At 74.5% G+C, this 16,468-nt stretch carries 9 protein-coding genes; all 9 read right to left on the bottom strand.

Annotated elements, in window-relative coordinates:
* Nucleotides 1–90: 90 nt before the first annotated feature.
* Complete coding sequence (locus ABEB00_RS22615; RefSeq protein WP_345621863.1) at nt 91–1,365, bottom strand: hypothetical protein; 1,275 nt, start codon at nt 1,363–1,365, stop codon at nt 91–93.
* Between the two features lie 223 nt (nt 1,366–1,588).
* On the bottom strand, nt 1,589–2,419 hold the full coding sequence (locus ABEB00_RS22610) for a class II aldolase/adducin family protein (protein ID WP_345621862.1): 831 nt from the start codon (nt 2,417–2,419) through the stop codon (nt 1,589–1,591).
* A 198-nt stretch (nt 2,420–2,617) separates the two neighbouring features.
* On the bottom strand, nt 2,618–4,198 hold the full coding sequence (guaA, locus tag ABEB00_RS22605) for a glutamine-hydrolyzing GMP synthase (RefSeq protein WP_345621861.1): 1,581 nt from the start codon (nt 4,196–4,198) through the stop codon (nt 2,618–2,620).
* Between the two features lie 639 nt (nt 4,199–4,837).
* Entirely contained in the window at nt 4,838–6,655 is a 1,818-nt protein-coding gene (locus ABEB00_RS22600; protein WP_345621860.1) for a GMC oxidoreductase, read from the bottom strand.
* 53 nt (nt 6,656–6,708) lie between these two features.
* Complete coding sequence (locus ABEB00_RS22595) at nt 6,709–8,337, bottom strand: succinic semialdehyde dehydrogenase (RefSeq protein ID WP_345621858.1); 1,629 nt, start codon at nt 8,335–8,337, stop codon at nt 6,709–6,711.
* Nucleotides 8,338–8,498: 161 nt separating this feature from the next.
* Nucleotides 8,499–10,142, bottom strand: a complete 1,644-nt coding sequence (locus ABEB00_RS22590) for a serine/threonine-protein kinase (RefSeq protein WP_345621857.1) — start codon at nt 10,140–10,142, stop codon at nt 8,499–8,501.
* Nucleotides 10,143–10,310: 168 nt separating this feature from the next.
* Nucleotides 10,311–11,519, bottom strand: coding sequence for a serine/threonine-protein kinase (locus tag ABEB00_RS22585; protein WP_425586551.1), 1,209 nt, complete (start codon nt 11,517–11,519; stop codon nt 10,311–10,313).
* Between the two features lie 97 nt (nt 11,520–11,616).
* Nucleotides 11,617–13,446: a serine/threonine-protein kinase gene (locus ABEB00_RS22580; RefSeq protein ID WP_345621856.1), complete on the bottom strand. Its 1,830-nt coding sequence runs from the start codon at nt 13,444–13,446 to the stop codon at nt 11,617–11,619.
* Between the two features lie 186 nt (nt 13,447–13,632).
* Nucleotides 13,633–16,338, bottom strand: coding sequence for a protein kinase (locus ABEB00_RS22575; protein WP_345621855.1), 2,706 nt, complete (start codon nt 16,336–16,338; stop codon nt 13,633–13,635).
* Between the last annotated feature and the right edge of the window lie 130 nt (nt 16,339–16,468).

Raw genomic sequence — 16,468 nt, 5'->3', positions numbered from 1 at the left:
TTTTCTCCCGCCCGCGCGCCGCGCCGCCCGTCACCCCGTCGCCCGTCACCCGGTCGTCCCGTCACTCCGTCACTCCGTCACGTCACTCCGTCACTCCGTCACGTCGACCGCGTATCCGTTCGTCTCCACGCCCGCCGCCGTGACCACCTGGACCTGCACCCGGCCCGGCTCCACGTCCGCCGGCACGGGGACGGTCAGCAGGGAGTCGGTGGGGTTGCTGAAGCCGCCCGCGACCGGCACCAGCGGCACCTGGACGTTGACCGCGCCGATCCTGACCACCATCCGCGACAGCCGGTCCGCGCCCTGCGCGCCAGGCGGCACGAACCCGGCACCCCGGATCTCGATGTCGTCGCCGGTCCGGATCGGCCCGTCCAGGTCGCCGGCCTCCCGTGAGCGGACCACGGAAAGGATCACCGGACGGCCGCCCTCCGCGTACTTGCCGGCCACATAGGTGGCCGCCGACACCAGCACCACCACCGCCAGCCCCCACGGCAGGTCGGGGAGGTGCTCCGGGCGGCGGGCCAGCCGGACCGCCGCGAAGACCAGGGCGACCGCGCCGATCACGACGTACTGGATGTCGGCGAAGGTGCCCCGCCCGGCGTCGTCGGTCAGCAGGTCCGCCGCGCGCGGCCGGTCCGCCCGGACCTTCTGCAGCCGCTGCCCCAGCACCCGCACCCCGATCACCCGGCGTACCAGCACCGCGATCACGCAGACCACCGCGAGGACGGTCACCGTGCCGGCGCCCCGGCGCAGTGCGAGGCCGGAGATGAGGGCGTCGCGCTCGGCGTGGACGGAGGCCAGCGCCAGTTGCCCCACCAGCACCAGGACGGCGTACGCCACGAACAGCACCCAGGCCGCCGCCACCGCGCGGGAGGTGGAGAGCCGGTTGTCCTCGCCGATGACCGGCGCGAGCACCCCGCCGCGCGCCCGGTGGAACCAGGAGGCGGCCGTGAGCGCCCCGGCCACCACCAGTGCCGCCGCGAGACCGGCGGTGCGGGCGGGTGTCCAGGCGGCGCCCACCGCGGTGAGCGCCTGCCCGAGCAGCAGCAGGACGACCGCCGCCCAGACCGCGCCGGCCGTACGGCCCCACAGCCCGGCGAGCCACGCCCCGCCCTCGGCCCGGCCGCGCGCGGCGACCTGCCCGGCGGACTGGGTCAGTTCCTCGGAGACCCACTGCCGGGTGGCCGACGCCGAGCGGGCCACCGCGGCCGGCAGGCCCCGCCCCGCGGCGAACTCGTCCCTCCTGAGCAGGAATTCGGCGACCGCGCGCCGATGCCCCTCACGCGCGCCGTGCGGGCAGTCCCCGCACGTGCACCCGCCTCCGTGCGCACCCGCGCCACCGTGTCCCGCCCCCTGCACCGCCACGCCCGACCGTCCGCCTTCCCGCACCTCTGCGCCGACACCGCAACTCCCGTGCGATGACTGCGAATTGTGCCCTATACGACCGGGTCCGCGCCGGGCGCCCCCGGCCCTCGGTGGCCAGTGCGAGTGAGGTGCGGGCCGCCGCGTTGACCCGGCCGGCCGCGTGCACGGCCGCCGGCGGGTCGGACTCGGTCCGGCGGGTCGGGATCAGTCCAGCAGGTCGGGCTCAGTCCAGCAGGTCGGGCTCGGCGCGGCTGACCTCCCGCCACAGCGGCTGGTAGTTGATCCAGGCCATCAGGTCCCCGCCGAGCTGCTCGCGCGTCGCCACCGCCTGCCGGTGGGCGATCAGCACCGGTCGGCCCGCCGCCCGCGCGGTGAGCTGCACCTGACAGGACCGTTCCATCGACAGGAACCACCAGGCCGCCGCGTCCACCGAGTCGCCGACGGTCAGCAGTCCGTGGTTGCGCAGGACCAGCGCCTTGTGCGAGTCGAGGGTGTCCGCGATGCGCCGCCCCTCCTCGGCGTCCACGGCGACGCCGCTGTAGGAGTCGTAGAGGACGTGGTCCTCGTAGAAGGCGCAGCTCTCCTGGGTGAGGGGGTCCAGCAGCTCACCGAGGGCGGCGAGCGCCCGGCCGTGCACCGAGTGGCAGTGGGCGACGGCGACGACGTCCGGGCGGGCGGCGTGCACCTGGGAGTGGACGGTGAACGCGGCCTGGTTGACGTGGTAGCGGCCCTCGATGACCTGCCCGTCGGAGTTGGCCAGCACCAGATCGCCCACCGTGACGTGCCGGAACGGCAGGCCGAACGGGTTGACCCAGAAGCAGTCGGTGAACTCCGGGTCGCGGGCGGTGATGTGCCCGGAGACGCCGTCCTCCAGCCCGGCCCGCCCGAAGATCCGCAGGGCGCCCGCGAGGCGTTCCTTACGGTGCCGGCGCTCGTCCCCGACCGACTCGTGCATCGGCGGCATCGCGAACTGGAGTCGGTCGAGGGGCTGCGGCGGGGGCGGCGCGGTCCCGGGTGTCCCGTACGTGTGTTCTCCGGCACTGGGTTGATTCACGGGGCGGAAGTTACCGTCGGTGAGGCCGGGAAGACAGTTCTGTGCCGTAAAGATGCGGACGCGGTACGGCGGTGGCCGGCCGGTGGCCGCGGCACGGGAGGCGGGACGGGAGCGGCGGCGGAACGGGAGCGGGCGGCGGGACGGCGGCGGCGGTTTCGCCTCTCTCCGTCCCGCCGCTCCCTCAGGGGCGCGGCGGCCCTACTCCCACTCGATGGTGCCCGGGGGCTTCGAGGTCACGTCGAGGACCACGCGGTTGACGTCCTTGACCTCGTTGGTGATGCGGGTGGAGATCCGGGAGAGGACGTCGTACGGCAGGCGGGACCAGTCGGCCGTCATCGCGTCCTCGGAGGAGACGGGGCGCAGCACGATCGGGTGACCGTAGGTGCGGCCGTCGCCCTGGACGCCGACCGAGCGGACGTCGGCGAGCAGGACCACCGGGCACTGCCAGATCTCGCGGTCGAGGCCGGCCGCGGTCAGCTCCTCGCGGGCGATGGCGTCGGCCTGGCGCAGCAGGTCCAGGCGCTCCTTGGTGACGTCGCCGACGATGCGGATGCCGAGGCCGGGGCCGGGGAAGGGCTGGCGCTGGACGATCTCCTCCGGCAGGCCCAGCTCCTGGCCGACCATCCGGACCTCGTCCTTGAACAGCTTGCGCAGCGGCTCGACGAGCTGGAACTCCAGGTCCTCGGGGAGTCCGCCGACGTTGTGGTGGGACTTGATGTTGGCGGCGCCGGTGCCGCCGCCGGACTCGACCACGTCCGGGTAGAGGGTGCCCTGGACGAGGAACTCGACCGCGGGGCCCTCGTCGGCGATGATCTCGGCCTGCGCCTGCTCGAAGACCCGGATGAACTCGCGGCCGATGATCTTCCGCTTCTCCTCGGGGTCCGAGACCCCGGCGAGCGCCTTCAGGAACCGCTCCTCGGCGTCGACGACCTTGAGGTTGACCCCGGTCGAGGCGACGAAGTCCTTCTCGACCTGCTCGGTCTCGCCCTGGCGCATCAGGCCGTGGTCGACGTAGACACAGGTGAGCTGGGAGCCGATGGCCTTCTGGACCAGGGCCGCGGCGACCGCGGAGTCCACGCCGCCGGACAGGCCGCAGATGGCACGCTTGTCGCCGACCTGCGCGCGGATGGCGGCGACCTGCTCCTCGATCACGTTGCCGGTGGTCCAGTCCGGGGTGAGACCCGCGCCCCGGTACAGGAAGTGCTCCAGGACCTGCTGGCCGTGGGTGGTGTGCATCACCTCGGGGTGGTACTGCACGCCGTAGAGCTTCTTGTCGTCGTTCTCGAAGGCGGCGACCGGGACGACGTCCGTGGAGGCGGTGACGGTGAAGCCCTCGGGTGCGGCGGAGCAGGCGTCGCCGTGCGACATCCAGACCGCCTGCGTGTCCGGGGTGCCCTCGAAGAGCGTGGAGGAGGACCGGGAGACGGCGAGGTCGGTACGGCCGTACTCGCGGGCGCCGGTGTTGTCCACGGTGCCGCCGAGGGTCTGCGCCATGAGCTGGAAGCCGTAGCACATGCCGAAGACGGGGACACCGGCCTCGAACAGGGCGCGGTCGAGGGTCGGCGCGCCCTCCTCGTACACCGACGAGGGGCCGCCGGAGAGGATGATCGCCGAGGGGTTCTTGGCGAGCATCTCCGCCACCGGCGTGGAGCTGGGCACGATCTCGCTGTAGACCCGCGCCTCGCGGACACGGCGGGCGATGAGCTGGGCGTACTGCGCGCCGAAGTCGACGACCAGGACGGTGTCGGGGGCGGCGGCAGCGGGAGTCGCTGATGACACGGGGTGCCTTCCGGCGGTCGGGCGGGGGTCTTGTGCTCCCGATTCTACCGAGGCGGCCGGGTGACACGTCCCGCCGGGCCGCCGGGCGTCCCCCGGGACCGCGCCGCTCAGAGCCTTGCGGTCGCACTTCAGTTCGGGTCCTTCCTCACCCGTACGGCGCGTGACCGTCGCACCCGGGCGTCGTTGGTCCCGGTGTCCGCGCCAGCCAGGGGCGGCCCGAGAGAACCACGCGTGGCTCGGCTGGAGCGATGAGACGTACGGATCACGCCGTGCGTCGTGGGACCTCGCTCCAGGGAAGTGACCGGACGGCAGGGGACAGCAGCCCGGTCACCCAAGAGAACGGCCGGCTCCGGGGACGCCCGGGGCCGGCCGACGGACCCGTCCCCGGTCCCCGACCGGTGAAGAGCCCCGCGGCCGAAGCTCGCGGGGCTTTTCGCCGTGCGCGCGAAGTGTGACGCATGACACACAGGAATTCCCTGAGGTACGGGACAACCATTCGCCGGTGCCGTCGATCCAACGTGCAACCCCCCGGCAACACAAGACGGGAAGGACCTGCGCTCGGAGGGGGGCGCAGGTCCTTCTTCTGTGTGCGGCCCAGCGGGTCGGTGTGCGGCCCCGCGGGGTGGCGGCCGGTGCGGGTTACTTCTTCGGCGGCACCGCGGGTATGCCGAGCAGTGGCAGCCGCAGCGCGCCGAAGGCGTCCGCCGGGACCGCCGGCGCCTTGGGCTCGACCGCGCCGAGCCGCTCGTACGCCGCCCCCTGGGCGGGCCGCGGGTCGGCGTCCCCCTTGTTGGGCCAGTACGACATGGCCCGTTCGGCCTGGGCCGTGATGGTCAGGGACGGGTTGACGCCCAGGTTGGCGGAGACCGCGGCGCCGTCGACGACCGAGATGCCCGGATGGCCGTAGAGCCGGTGGTACGGGTCTATGACGCCGTCCTCGCGGGAGGCGCCGATCGGGCAGCCGCCGAGGAAGTGGGCGGTGAGCGGCGTCCCCATCAGCTCGCCGACGTTGGACCCGGCGAAGCCGTTGATCTCCGCGGCGAGGGCCGAGGCGCCCTCGGTCGCCGCCTTGATCTGCTTGGGGTTGGGCGCGCCGTGGCCCTGGCGGGCGGTGAGCAGGCCCTTGCCGACGCCGCCCGGCTTGAGGTGGGTGGTCAGGGAGTTGTCCACCGACTGCATGACCAGGCCGATGATGGTCCGCTCCGACCATTTGCGGTTGGACAGCGAGCGCAGGACCAGCATCGGGTGCCTGGCCGCGTGGGCCAGGAAGCCCAGCACGCGGGTGGTGCCGGAACCGGTCCGGCCCGCGTACGGCACCTGGAGGATCGACAGGCTGCCCATCGAGTTGGAGCCCTTGCCGTAGCGGACCGGTTCGATGTGGGTGCTGGCGTCGGGGTGGATCGAGGAGGTGATGGCGACGCCGCGGGTGAAGTCGGCCCGCGGTTCGCCGGTGGCCTTCGCGTAGCGCCGGTCGTCGGTCTGGGCGCCGACCAGCGCCTCGGAGTTGGTGCGGGTGAGCGCGCCGAGCCGGTCGGACAGGTGCGGGAGCCGGCCGCCCGCCTTCATGCGGTGCAGCAGGGTCTGGGTGCCGTAGGTGCCGGCGGCGAGGACCACCCGGCGGGCGGTGAAGGTGCGGCCCTTCCCCTTCTTCTGCCGGTCGGTGGGGAGCGTGGCCAGCGCGTAGCCGCCCCGGGAGTCGTCGGTGACCGAGACGACCGTGGTCATCGGGTGGACGACCGCGCCCGCCTTCTCGGCGAGGTACAGGTAGTTCTCGTTCAGGGTGTTCTTCGCGCCGTGGCGGCAGCCGGTCATGCACTCGCCGCACTCCGCGCAGGCGCGGCGTTCGGGGCCCGCGCCGCCGAAGTAGGGGTCCGGCACCCGCTGGCCCGGCCCGGCCTGCGCCGATCCGTCGGCGTCCGCGCCGTCGCCGAAGAAGACGCCGACCGGCGCCATGTGGAAGGTGTCGCCGCAGCCCATGCGCTCCGCGGCGGCCTTCAGGTGCACGTCGGAGGGGGTGGTGGTCGGGTTGAGGCGGACGCCGAGCATGCGCCGGGCCTGGTCGTAGTAGGGCGCCAGCTCCGCCTGCCAGTCGGTGATGCCGCTCCACTGGGGGTCGTCGAAGAACGGCTGGGGCGGCACGTAGAGGGTGTTGGCGTAGTTGAGGGAGCCGCCGCCGACCCCGGCGCCCGCCAGGACCATGACGTTCCCGAGCAGATGGATGCGCTGGAGCCCGTACATGCCGAGCCTGGGGGCCCAGAGGTAGTTCCTCAGGTCCCAGGAGTTCTTCGGCAGCGTCTCCCGGGTGAAGCGGCGGCCCGCCTCCAGGACGCCCACGCGGTAGCCCTTCTCGGTGAGGCGGAGCGCGGAGACCGAGCCGCCGAAACCGGACCCCACGACAAGGACGTCGTAGTCGTACCCGTGTTCGTCCCGGGTCTGGACAGACTTCTCCTGCGACACGTGCTCTCCTCGTCGAGAACGGATGGGGCCTGCGGGGGGGGGTGGCCGGGGGGCTAGCGGAAGCGGAACGCCTTCATCAGGCGCAGGCTGCGGCTCATGAACGCCGCGTACCTCTCGTCGTCCATGCCGAGCACCGGGGCCATCGGCAGCAGCCGCTGCTGGGCGACGGTCTGGGCCTCGGTGTACTTGAGGATGCCGTCGGCGCCGTGCCGGCGGCCGAGGCCGGACTCCTTCATGCCGCCCATCGGCGCCTGGACGCTGCCGTACGCCGAGGCGTACCCCTCGTTGACGTTGACGGTGCCGGTCCGCAGCCTGGCGGCGACCGCGCGGGCGCGGCGGGCGTCCTTGGTCCACACCGAGGAGTTGAGGCCGTACGGCGTGGCGTTGGCGCGTTCGACGGCCTCGTCGTCGGTCCGGAAGCGGTACACGGAGACGACCGGGCCGAAGGTCTCCTCGTCGCACACGCTCATGGCGTCCGTGACGCCGTCGAGGATGGTCGGCTCGTAGAAGTAGGGGCCGATGTCGGGGCGGGCGGTCCCGCCGGCGACGATCCGCGCGCCGTGCGCGACGGCGTCCTCGACGTGCCGCCGCACGGCCTCCAGTTGCTGCCGGCCGGCCAGCGAGCCCATGTCGGCGCCGTAGGCGAGGGCGCTGCCCAGCCGCATCGCCCGGGTGCGGGCCGCGAACCGCTCCAGGAAGGCGTCGGCGACCGACTCGTGCACGAGCAGCCGCTCGATGGAGACGCAGAGCTGGCCGGCCGAGGAGAAGCAGGCGCGGACCGCGCCGGCGGCGGCCTTCTCGACGTCCGCGTCCTCCAGCACCAGCATGGCGTTCTTGCCGCCGAGTTCGAGGGAGACGCCGACCAGGCGGCCGGCGGCGCTCCGGGCGACCTCGCGGCCGGTGCGGGTGGAGCCGGTGAAGGAGACGTAGTCGCCGTGCCCGACCACCTCGGGTCCGACGACGGGTCCGGGCCCGATCACGGCCTGGAGGACGTCGGCGGGCAGCCCGGCCTCGATCAGCAGGTCCCGGGCCCACAGCGCGGTCAGACAGGACTCGGTGTCGGGCTTCATCACCACCGCGTTGCCCGCGACCAGGGCGGGCAGCGCGTCGCCGGCCGACAGCTCCAGGGGATAGTTCCAGGGCACTATCTGGCCTATGACGCCCCTGGGGTGGCGCAGCTCGGTGACCTTCGTCAGCCCCGGTACGGCGCCGGCGTGCCGCCTCGGCCCGAGGTAGGCGGCGGCGCGGTGGCCGTAGTGGCGGGCGGCGACGGCGACGGCCTGGACCTCCTCGTGGGCGTGCAGGCGGGCCTTGCCGGTCTCCAGTTGGATGAGGTCGAGGACCTCGGCCTGGCGTTCGAGGAGCAGGTCGTGGAAGCGCAGCAGGACGGCCGCGCGCCGCCGGACCGGGGTCCGCGCCCACACCCGCTGGGCGGCGCGGGCCAGCGTGAACGCCTCGGCCACGTCCGCGGGCGTGGACTCGGGCAGGTCGGCCAGCTTCTCGCCGGTGAACGGCGTGTGGTTGACCGTCCGCCCGGAGCCGACGACACCCTTGGTGAGCTGGGCGATCAGCTCGGGGGTGACCACGTCGGCGGCGGTGCGGGCGCCCCCGGGCGCGGGGGCGAGGGGGTTGGTGCCGGTCTGGTCCGTGCCGGTGATTTCCGGTGCCTGCGCGTCCGTCATGGGCGGCAGCGTATGACGCGGGCGGCCGCTTTGTGTACCCGTCGGTAACGGGGTTTCACGGAGTGCTCACACAGTGCCAGTGATCGCTGGCAACGAATGCCCTGATCAGGGCGGTTGCGCACGGCCGGGCGGGCGGTGCGGTCCGCTCGGTTCTTTTCCGCTCACAGCGCGTCGAGGTCCAGGTTGTCGATGGCCGTCCTCGCCACCTCGCGGCCGCGGGCGGTGAAGTCCCCCTTGCCGGGATAGCCGGCGGTCAGCTCGTACAGGTCTCCGCCCGCGGTCCTGAAGTAGAAGATCCGCACCTCGCGCGGCAACGGGTTCTGCGTGTCGGTGGTGGTGTAGACGAGCGTGTTCTCGGCCGCCTTCCGCCCCCGGTACTCGGTCTGCTCCGGGTCGGTCCGTACCGTCTCGGGCATGGAGAGGTCGTAGTCGCCGCTCGTCTTGAACTCGCCGTCGTCGTCGTACATCTCGGCGGCGGCGGAGCCCGCGATGTGGTGCAGTTCGTCCTCGGCCTTCCTGGACAGGGCCAGGCGGAGCCAGACGGCGCCGCTGGGGTCGGCGTACCCGACCCAGTGCTCGTCGGCCTCGGTGGAGACGGTCCGCTGGTAACCCGGCGGTGCCGCGACGGTGGCGGCGAGGTTCTTCTCGCGGTGCTTCTCCCACCCCTGCGGCAGCGGCCCCGCGAACGGATCGGCGAGCACCAGGTACGCCGCCACCGCCGCGGCGGCGACCGCCGCGGCGAGGGCCGCCCGGGCCGCGCGGCCGAACCGGACCCGGCGGCCGGCCGGGCCCGCGTCCCCGACGGAGTCCCCGACGGCGGCCCAAGCGGGCGGCGTCGGCGCGGGCGGTTCGGCGGCGGCGTCCAGCAGGGCGCGTACCCGCGCGGCGTCCGGACGGTGTGCCGGGTCCTTGTGCAGCAGACCGGTGATGGCCTCGCCCAGCGGTCCCCCGGCGGCGGGCGGCGCGGGCGTGGAGTTGAGGACGGACTGGAGGGTGGCGGCGGTGTTGCCGCGGCGGAACGGCGAGACGCCCTCCGTCGCCGCGTACAGCACCACACCCAGCGACCACAGGTCGCTCTCCGGGCCGGGACGCCGGCCCAGCACCCGTTCCGGGGCGATGAACTCCGGCGAACCGACGAAGCCGCCGGTGTCGGTCAGATCGGTCTCGCCCTCGATCCGGGCGATGCCGAAGTCGGTGAGGACCACCCGGTCGTACCGGCCGAGCAGCACGTTGTCCGGTTTCACGTCCCGGTGCAGGACACCTGCGGCGTGCGCGGCCTCCAGCGCGCCGAGCACCTCCCGGCCGATCCGGGCCGCCTCGCGCACGCCCAGCGTGCCCTCCTGCAGCGCGTCGCCCAGCGAGCGGCCGCGCACCAGCTCCATCACGATCCACGGCCGGCCGTCCACCACCGCGACGTCGTACACGTCGACCACCGCCGGGTGGTCGAGGCGGGCCGCGGCGCGCGCCTCGCGGCGCATCCGCTCGAAGACGGTGTCCCGTTCACGTTCGGGCAGATGGTCCGGGAGCCGCGGTTCCTTGACCGCGACCTCGCGGTCCACCGTCTCGTCCCGGGCGCGCCACACCGTGCCCATGCCGCCGTGCCCCAGCTTGGCGATCAGCCGGTACCGGCCGGCCACCAGCCGTCCGGCGCCCTGCTCGACGGCCGGGGAGGGCTCCGGCACCACCTGGGCGGGTGTCGCGTACGGGTTGCCGGGATACGGCACGGCGGCGCGCGGGCTGGGCGGTCGCAGACCAAAACTCGTCGGCTCGTCGGCCCGCCGTGGGGCTCCCCCGTTGCTGCTCATGGGTCCATCCCTATCGCGCCCGGCACACCCGTATCCAGCGCCCGGGCGGCGCGGTCACAGACCCGTGACGCGCACCGCCGCCCATCTCCGCTCATCTGTGCTCATCTGTCCTCATATCCGCTTCGGATACGGGAGGCGGGGGTGAGCAGGACCGGCCCGGACGTGCGTTCACGGGAACGGCGTGGGCGAGGGCCGCACGGTCGGGGAGGCGGGCGGGGACGTGGGGGCGCGGGTCACGGTGACCGTCTCGACGGGGAGGCGGGGCGTGGTCGTCGCCGGCCCCGGGGCCGGGCTCGCGGGCGTACCGGACGCGCTGGACGTGCCGGACGTGCCGGACGTGCCGGACGCAGTCGGGGCAGGGGGCGCGGGGGGCGGGCTCGGCGTACTCGTGGGTGCCCCGCCCCCGTCGCCGCCGTGGTCGATGAGGAGCGCGACCGCGGAGACGCCCGCGCCCGCCGTCGCCGCGGCCAGCAGCGCCGCCGTCAGGACGCTCCGCTTGGCGCGGCGGCCACCGGCCGGGCCCGCGCCGCCCGGCGCCCCGGGGGTGCGGCCGGTGGCCAGAAAGGCGCGGAGCATCCGCTCCGCCTCGGCCGCGTCCAGCCGCCGCAGCGGATCGCGCTCCAGCAGGCCCGCCACGACCGGAAGGATCGGCCCGGCCTGTGCGGGCGGCCTGATCTCGGCGGAGACGACGGCGTGCAGGATGCCGCCCAGCGAGTCCCGGCGGAACGGGGACCTGCCGCTGAGCACGGCGCACAGCAGCGCGCCCAGCGACCACAGGTCGGACTCCGGCCCGGTCCCCTCACCGGACATCCGCTCCGGGGCGGTGTACTCCGGCGACCCGACGAAGGAATGGGAGTCGGTCAGCGTGGTGGCACCGGCGACCTGGGCGACGCCGAAGTCGGTGAGCACGACCCGGCCGTCCCCGGCGACCAGGACGTTGGACGGCTTCACGTCCCGGTGCAGGACCCCGGCCTCGTGGGCGGTGCGCAACGCGCCGAGCAGGGCGACGCCGATCCGGGCGGCCGCGGCGGCGTCGACGGGACCGTGCCGGGCGACGTGGTCGGCGAGCGAGCCGCCGTCCACCAGCTCCATGACCATGTAGGGCCGTTCGTCGTGCTCGACCACGTCGTGCACGACGATGATGTTCGGGTGGCTGAGCCCGGCCACCGCGCGGGCCTCGCGCAGGATGCGTTCGCGCCGACGCCGGGCCTCGGCGGCGGAGAGGCTGTAGTCCAGGGGGAGTTCCTTGACGGCGACCTCCCGGCCGAGCAGTTCGTCGGCGGCGCGCCACACGACGCCCATGCCCCCGCGCCCGAGCCGCGAGAGGAGCAGGTACCGGCCCGCGATGACACGCCCGCCCGCCCCCTCGGTCACCATGCGCCCCATCATGCCGCAACGGACGCGCTCACTCCGGGGGCGCGCGACCGCAGGTGGCCGACAACCGACGTGCGCCGGGCGCCCGAGGGGGCGCGGATCAGCCGGACTTCTCCTGCCAGCTCCGCAGCACCGCCTTGAACCGCTCGTCCGTGACGGCCCAGTCCTCGGCGGCGGCGGACATGTAGAGGGCGTACTCGGTGCCGTCCCGGGACATGTACGTCTCCTCGACGGCCCGGCGCGGCCCGGGGAAGGACGTGTCCTTCGCCAGGGCCGTCCAGGTGTACTCCCAACGAGCGCTGGGGCGGTCCCGGTAGACGTTGCGCTCCAGCTTCACGCGCTGGTAGGCGACCAGCCGCTGGAGCTGCGCCTCCAGGTCGAGCTGGTGCGCGTACGGGTCGCTGTAGTCGGGCGAGGTGTCGACGGCGATACGGATGAAGTGGTCGCCGTCGTCGGGTGAGTAGTCGACCTGCCTGAGGTCGCCGTCCACGCCGAACTCCTTGCGCTCCCAGTCCTCGGGCAGGTAGAGGCTGAAACCGAACGGGTCGTCCCGGCGCACCCAGTCGGCCGGGACGGAACCGCCGGGGTCCGCGTCCGCCGAACCCGACGGCGAACCGGAGGCGGAGGCCGAGGCCGAGGAGGTGGGGCCGGGGCTGGACAGGTCGGCGCTCTGCTCCGTCCGCCCGCCGTCGTCGGTCTGCTGGAGCAGTACGGCGGTGCCCGTCCCGACCACGGCGGCGACCACGACGACCAGCGCGAGGGTGAGCAGACGGCGGCGCCGGCGGGGGTCGGGAGCGGTGGCGGTGGCGGTGGCGGCGGCGAGGGTGTGACCGGTGGGGCCGTAGGAGTGGGTCTGACCGCTGGGGTAGCTGGGGCCGGAGGTATAGCTGGGGCCGGAGGGATAGCTGAGGCCGGAGGGATAGCTGAGGCCGGAGGGATGGGCGGGGCCGGAGGGGTGGGCGGGGCCAGAAGGGTGGGCGGGGCCGGAGGGCGTGCCCGTCGTCGTCGGTCCGGTCACCGGCGCGTATCCGCCCGCGCCCGGGTGGGCGCCCGGACCGCCGTCCGCCCCGGCACCCTCGGACCGCGTCGGCACGTACGCCTGCGCCGAGTCGGGCCGGCGGCCCTCCGCCGCCTCCGCGAGCATCTGCTCGGCCGCGGCGGCGGTGGGCCGGGCGGCCGGATCCTTGCGCAGCAGGGCGCTGATCACGGGGGCGAGCGGACCGGCGTACCGCGGCTCCGCGGCCTCCTCCTCGACGACCGCCTGCATCGTGGAGAGCGGCGAGGTGCGGCGGAACGGCGAGACGCCCTCGACCGCCGTGTACAGCGTCGCGCCGAGCGCCCACAGGTCGGAGGAGGCACCGGGGTCGTGCCCGCGCACCCGCTCGGGCGCCAGGTAGTCGACCGAGCCGACGACCTCACCGGTCCGCGTGATGGTGGAGTCGCCCTCGATCTGGGCGATGCCGAAGTCGGTGAGCAGGACCCGCCCGTCCCGGGCGAGGAGGACGTTGCCGGGTTTGACGTCGCGGTGCAGCACACCGGCGCCGTGCGCGGCACCCAGGGCGCGCAGCACCCACAGGCCGATCCGCGCCGCCTCCCGGGGCTCGACGCGTTCGTCCTCCTTGACCGCGTCGGCCAGCGAGCGGCCCTCGACCAGCTCCATCACGATCCAGGGCCGGCCGTCGTGCTCCAGCACGTCGTGCACGGTGACGACGGCGGAGTGGTTGATCCGCGCGGCCGCGCGCGCCTCGCCCCGGGTCCGCGCCAGCAGTACGGAACGGTCGGCCTCGGAGACGTAGAGCGCGGCGGTCAGTTCCTTGATGGCGACGGACCGGTGCAGCACCTCGTCATGGGCGCGCCACACCCGGCCCATGCCACCGCTGCCGATGGCGTCGCCGAGCCGGTAGCGGCCCGCGAGGAGCTGGCCCTGCATCTGATTCACGTTGCCCCGCAATGCTCTTGACAGGGTCAGCGTAGGGACCGGGACGCCTCCAGGGAACCGGTGGGGGGCCGACGAGACCGCTCTGTGAGGGTTGTCGCTTTCTCGTCCGCGGGACAACCAACGGGCCCCGCCGGGCGTCCCGTCGAGCACGCCGGGACCGTCGCCCCGGCGGGCCGTTCAGCCCGTGTACCGGTAGGTCGCCGACGCCTGCTCGTAGAGCCGCGTCACCTCGTCCCGCTCCGCCTCCGGGCCGCGGACCTGTACGACGTGATAGCGCCCGTCGAGCAGGATCGCGAGGTTGCGTACGTACAGCTCACCGCCGTCGTCGCCGGTCCAGGTGAACTGGCCCTCCGCCATCGAACGGCCGCCGACCTCTATGGACTTCAGCCCGGCCGAGGTGGCCCAACTGGAGTCGCGGTACGGCTGCAGCTCGGGTTCCTTGTCCCGCTGGTACGTCATCGGGTCGCCGCCGAAGTCGCCGGTGGCGTCCCGGCCGGGCACGACGAGCAGTTCGAAGTCGCCCTTGGCGTAGACGACCTGGCCGCGGCCGTTGAGGGCGGTGCGGTTCCAGCCCTCGGCGACCGCTATCCGGAAGCCCTCCGCGTCCTTGTGCAGGGTGAAGCCGTCGGCGGCGCCGGGCTCGGTGGTCTGCGGCTCGGTGGAGCCCGCCGACCGCGAGGGGCTCGCCCCCTGCTCCGGCGCGGACCCGTCGGGGCGGGGGTCGTCGCCGGAGTTCCCGGGGTCCTGCGAACGGGCCGGCGGCGCCTGGCTCGCGTCGCCGACCGCGCCCGTCCGGTCGGGGGTGTCGGCGCCGCTGGTCTCGTCGGCCTTGGGCATGAAGAACATGGCGTACGCGATCAGCCCGGCCATGCCCAGCAGTATCAGCAGGACCAGATTGCGCCCGAGCCGGCGCGGCGAACCCCCCTCGCGCTTGGCCCGCTTGTGCCGCCCGTGGTGCGCGGGCAGCCCGCGCCGCCTGCGCACCAGCTCGCCCCGGCGGCGCACCACCGGTAGCTGACCCGACTCGACGGGCGGTACGGCGATCACGTGCAGTCCCGCGTCCGGCTCGGGCGCCGAGCGCACCAGGGAGCGCAGCCAGCCGCGCAGGTCCTCGAAGTCGAGCCGATCGATGGGGTCCTGCCGCAGCAGCGACTCCACGACCGGCCGGAGCGGTCCGCACTCCTCGGCGAAGGCCGGCGGCTCCGCGCAGACCATCTGCACCAGCTCGGCGGTGGACTCCTCCGGATACGGCGCATGGCCCTGGACGGCACGGAAGAGCAGGGCGCCCAGTGCCCACAGGTCGGTGGCGGGCCCGATGGGCGGCGCGAGCTGCCAGTTCTCGTGCACCGGACCGGCCTGTTCCGGGGCCCAGCGCTCGGTCACCGGCCCGACCACCGCCATCCTCGCCTGCCGCGCCCGCTCGGCGGCCAGCGCGGTGGACGGCCCCCGGCGCACGGGGGCGCCGGCGACCAGGTCGTCCCAGCGACTCGCAGCCGGTACGCCGTTGCCGGCGGGCGCGGGCCCGCTGCGCGCGGGGGACAGCGCGGGGCCGCCGGACGGGCCGGCCGGTTCGCCTGTGGTGGGGCGGGGTGCCGCGGTGTGCCAGGAGGTCGTACGCACGCCGTAGGGGTCGGCGATCTGACCGGGCGGGGTGCCGCCGGGGGCCACCGGCGCGCCGGGCCCGCCCGGGTACGGCGGCTGCGTCGAACCGCCCGCGGGCGGCAGGGCGTTGTCGTCCGCGGCGGAACGGGCGCCGGGCAGCGCCGCCCGGCCGGTCTGCGCCTCCTGTATGCGGGCGGCGGCGCGGGCACCGGCCTGGTAGGCGGCGATCGCCCCGGCCCGGGCCGCCCGGATGTCACCGCCGCCCTCTATCGCGCGCGGGCCGGCTCCGGTGGACGGCTCGCCGCCCCTCTCGCCGCCCGGCACCGGCAGCGGCCCGGCCGCCCGCGCCTGGATGGCGGCCCGCCGGGCGGCCTCGGGATCGACCGGCCCGCCGAGTCCACCGGCACCGCCACCGCCACCGGCTCCGGCACCGGCAGTGCCACCGCCGCCGGGCCGCGCGGTCTTCTCCAGCGAGGCGGGACCGGAGGCGTGACCAGGAGCCTGCTCGGGGAGGTGACCACGGGTGTGACCAGGGTCGTGGCCGGGGGTGTGGTCCGGGGTGTCACCAGGGGTGTGGCCGGGCCCTATGGCGTGCCGGGTCCCGGAGCCGCCGCTCCGCCGGCCCGCGGCCCCGCCGTCCTCCTCGTCGGGCGGCGGCACGGGGTCGTACCCGCACAGCGCCTCCTCCGCCGCGCCGACCGCCAGCCCGGTCAGCATCACCCGGCCGTCGTCGCAGACGAGCACCGTGCGCGCGGTGATGTTCCGGTGCACCCAGCCGTGGGCGTGCAGCACCCGCAGGGCCATCAGGACGTCGGAGGCGATCTCGGCCGCCCGGTACGGGGAGAGCGGCTGTTCGGCCAGGAGCGCCGCCAGTGGCCGGGAGGGCACGAGTTCGCTGACGACCCAGAGCGAACCGTCCTCGGCGAACACGTCGAAGACCTGGTCCAGCCGGGGGTGGTCGGGGATGCTCGCCGCGGCCTGGGCCGCCTCGACGGCCCGCCGCACCGCCGGATCGGCCGGCCGCCGGGTGGTCGCGCGGGCCTGCGCGGACCGCTGGACGGGCCGGCGCGGGGCGCCGTCACGCGCCGTGAACCCGTCGGGCAGACCCTCCGCGTCGAGCACCTCCGCCTCGACGACCTCCGGCAACGGCACCTGCCGGACCAGTACTTCCTGCCCGCTGTAGGTGTCGAAGGCCCTGGTCTCGGTCAGTTCGTACTCGTCGGACGGCGGCAGCGGCAGGCGGTAGCGGTCGGCGAGTACCCGCCCCGCGTAGTCGTCCACGTCGCCACCCCCGGCCGCCCGGTCTGTCAATTCCGTTCGCCTCGCGTCCCGTTCCGCTCACGGTCCGCGAGCACTCACGATACGTGCCGGAGGCAACCCGCAAAGAGGTGTCGCCAGATATCGGCACCGC

The sequence above is a fragment of the Streptomyces ziwulingensis genome (genome assembly GCF_039542605.1).
In the GTDB taxonomy this organism is placed as follows: domain Bacteria; phylum Actinomycetota; class Actinomycetes; order Streptomycetales; family Streptomycetaceae; genus Streptomyces; species Streptomyces ziwulingensis.
This window is presented reverse-complemented; position numbering and strand designations above follow the sequence as displayed.

What these genes read in the sequence shown, in the direction of transcription:
- ABEB00_RS22595 (WP_345621858.1), bottom strand. Translation starts at nt 8,337, where the DNA reads ATGACGGACGCGCAGGCACCGGAAATCACCGGCACGGACCAGACCGGC.
- ABEB00_RS22590 (WP_345621857.1), bottom strand. Translation starts at nt 10,142, where the DNA reads ATGAGCAGCAACGGGGGAGCCCCACGGCGGGCCGACGAGCCGACGAGT.
- ABEB00_RS22585 (WP_425586551.1), bottom strand. Translation starts at nt 11,519, where the DNA reads ATGGTGACCGAGGGGGCGGGCGGGCGTGTCATCGCGGGCCGGTACCTG.
- ABEB00_RS22580 (WP_345621856.1), bottom strand. Translation starts at nt 13,446, where the DNA reads ATGCAGGGCCAGCTCCTCGCGGGCCGCTACCGGCTCGGCGACGCCATC.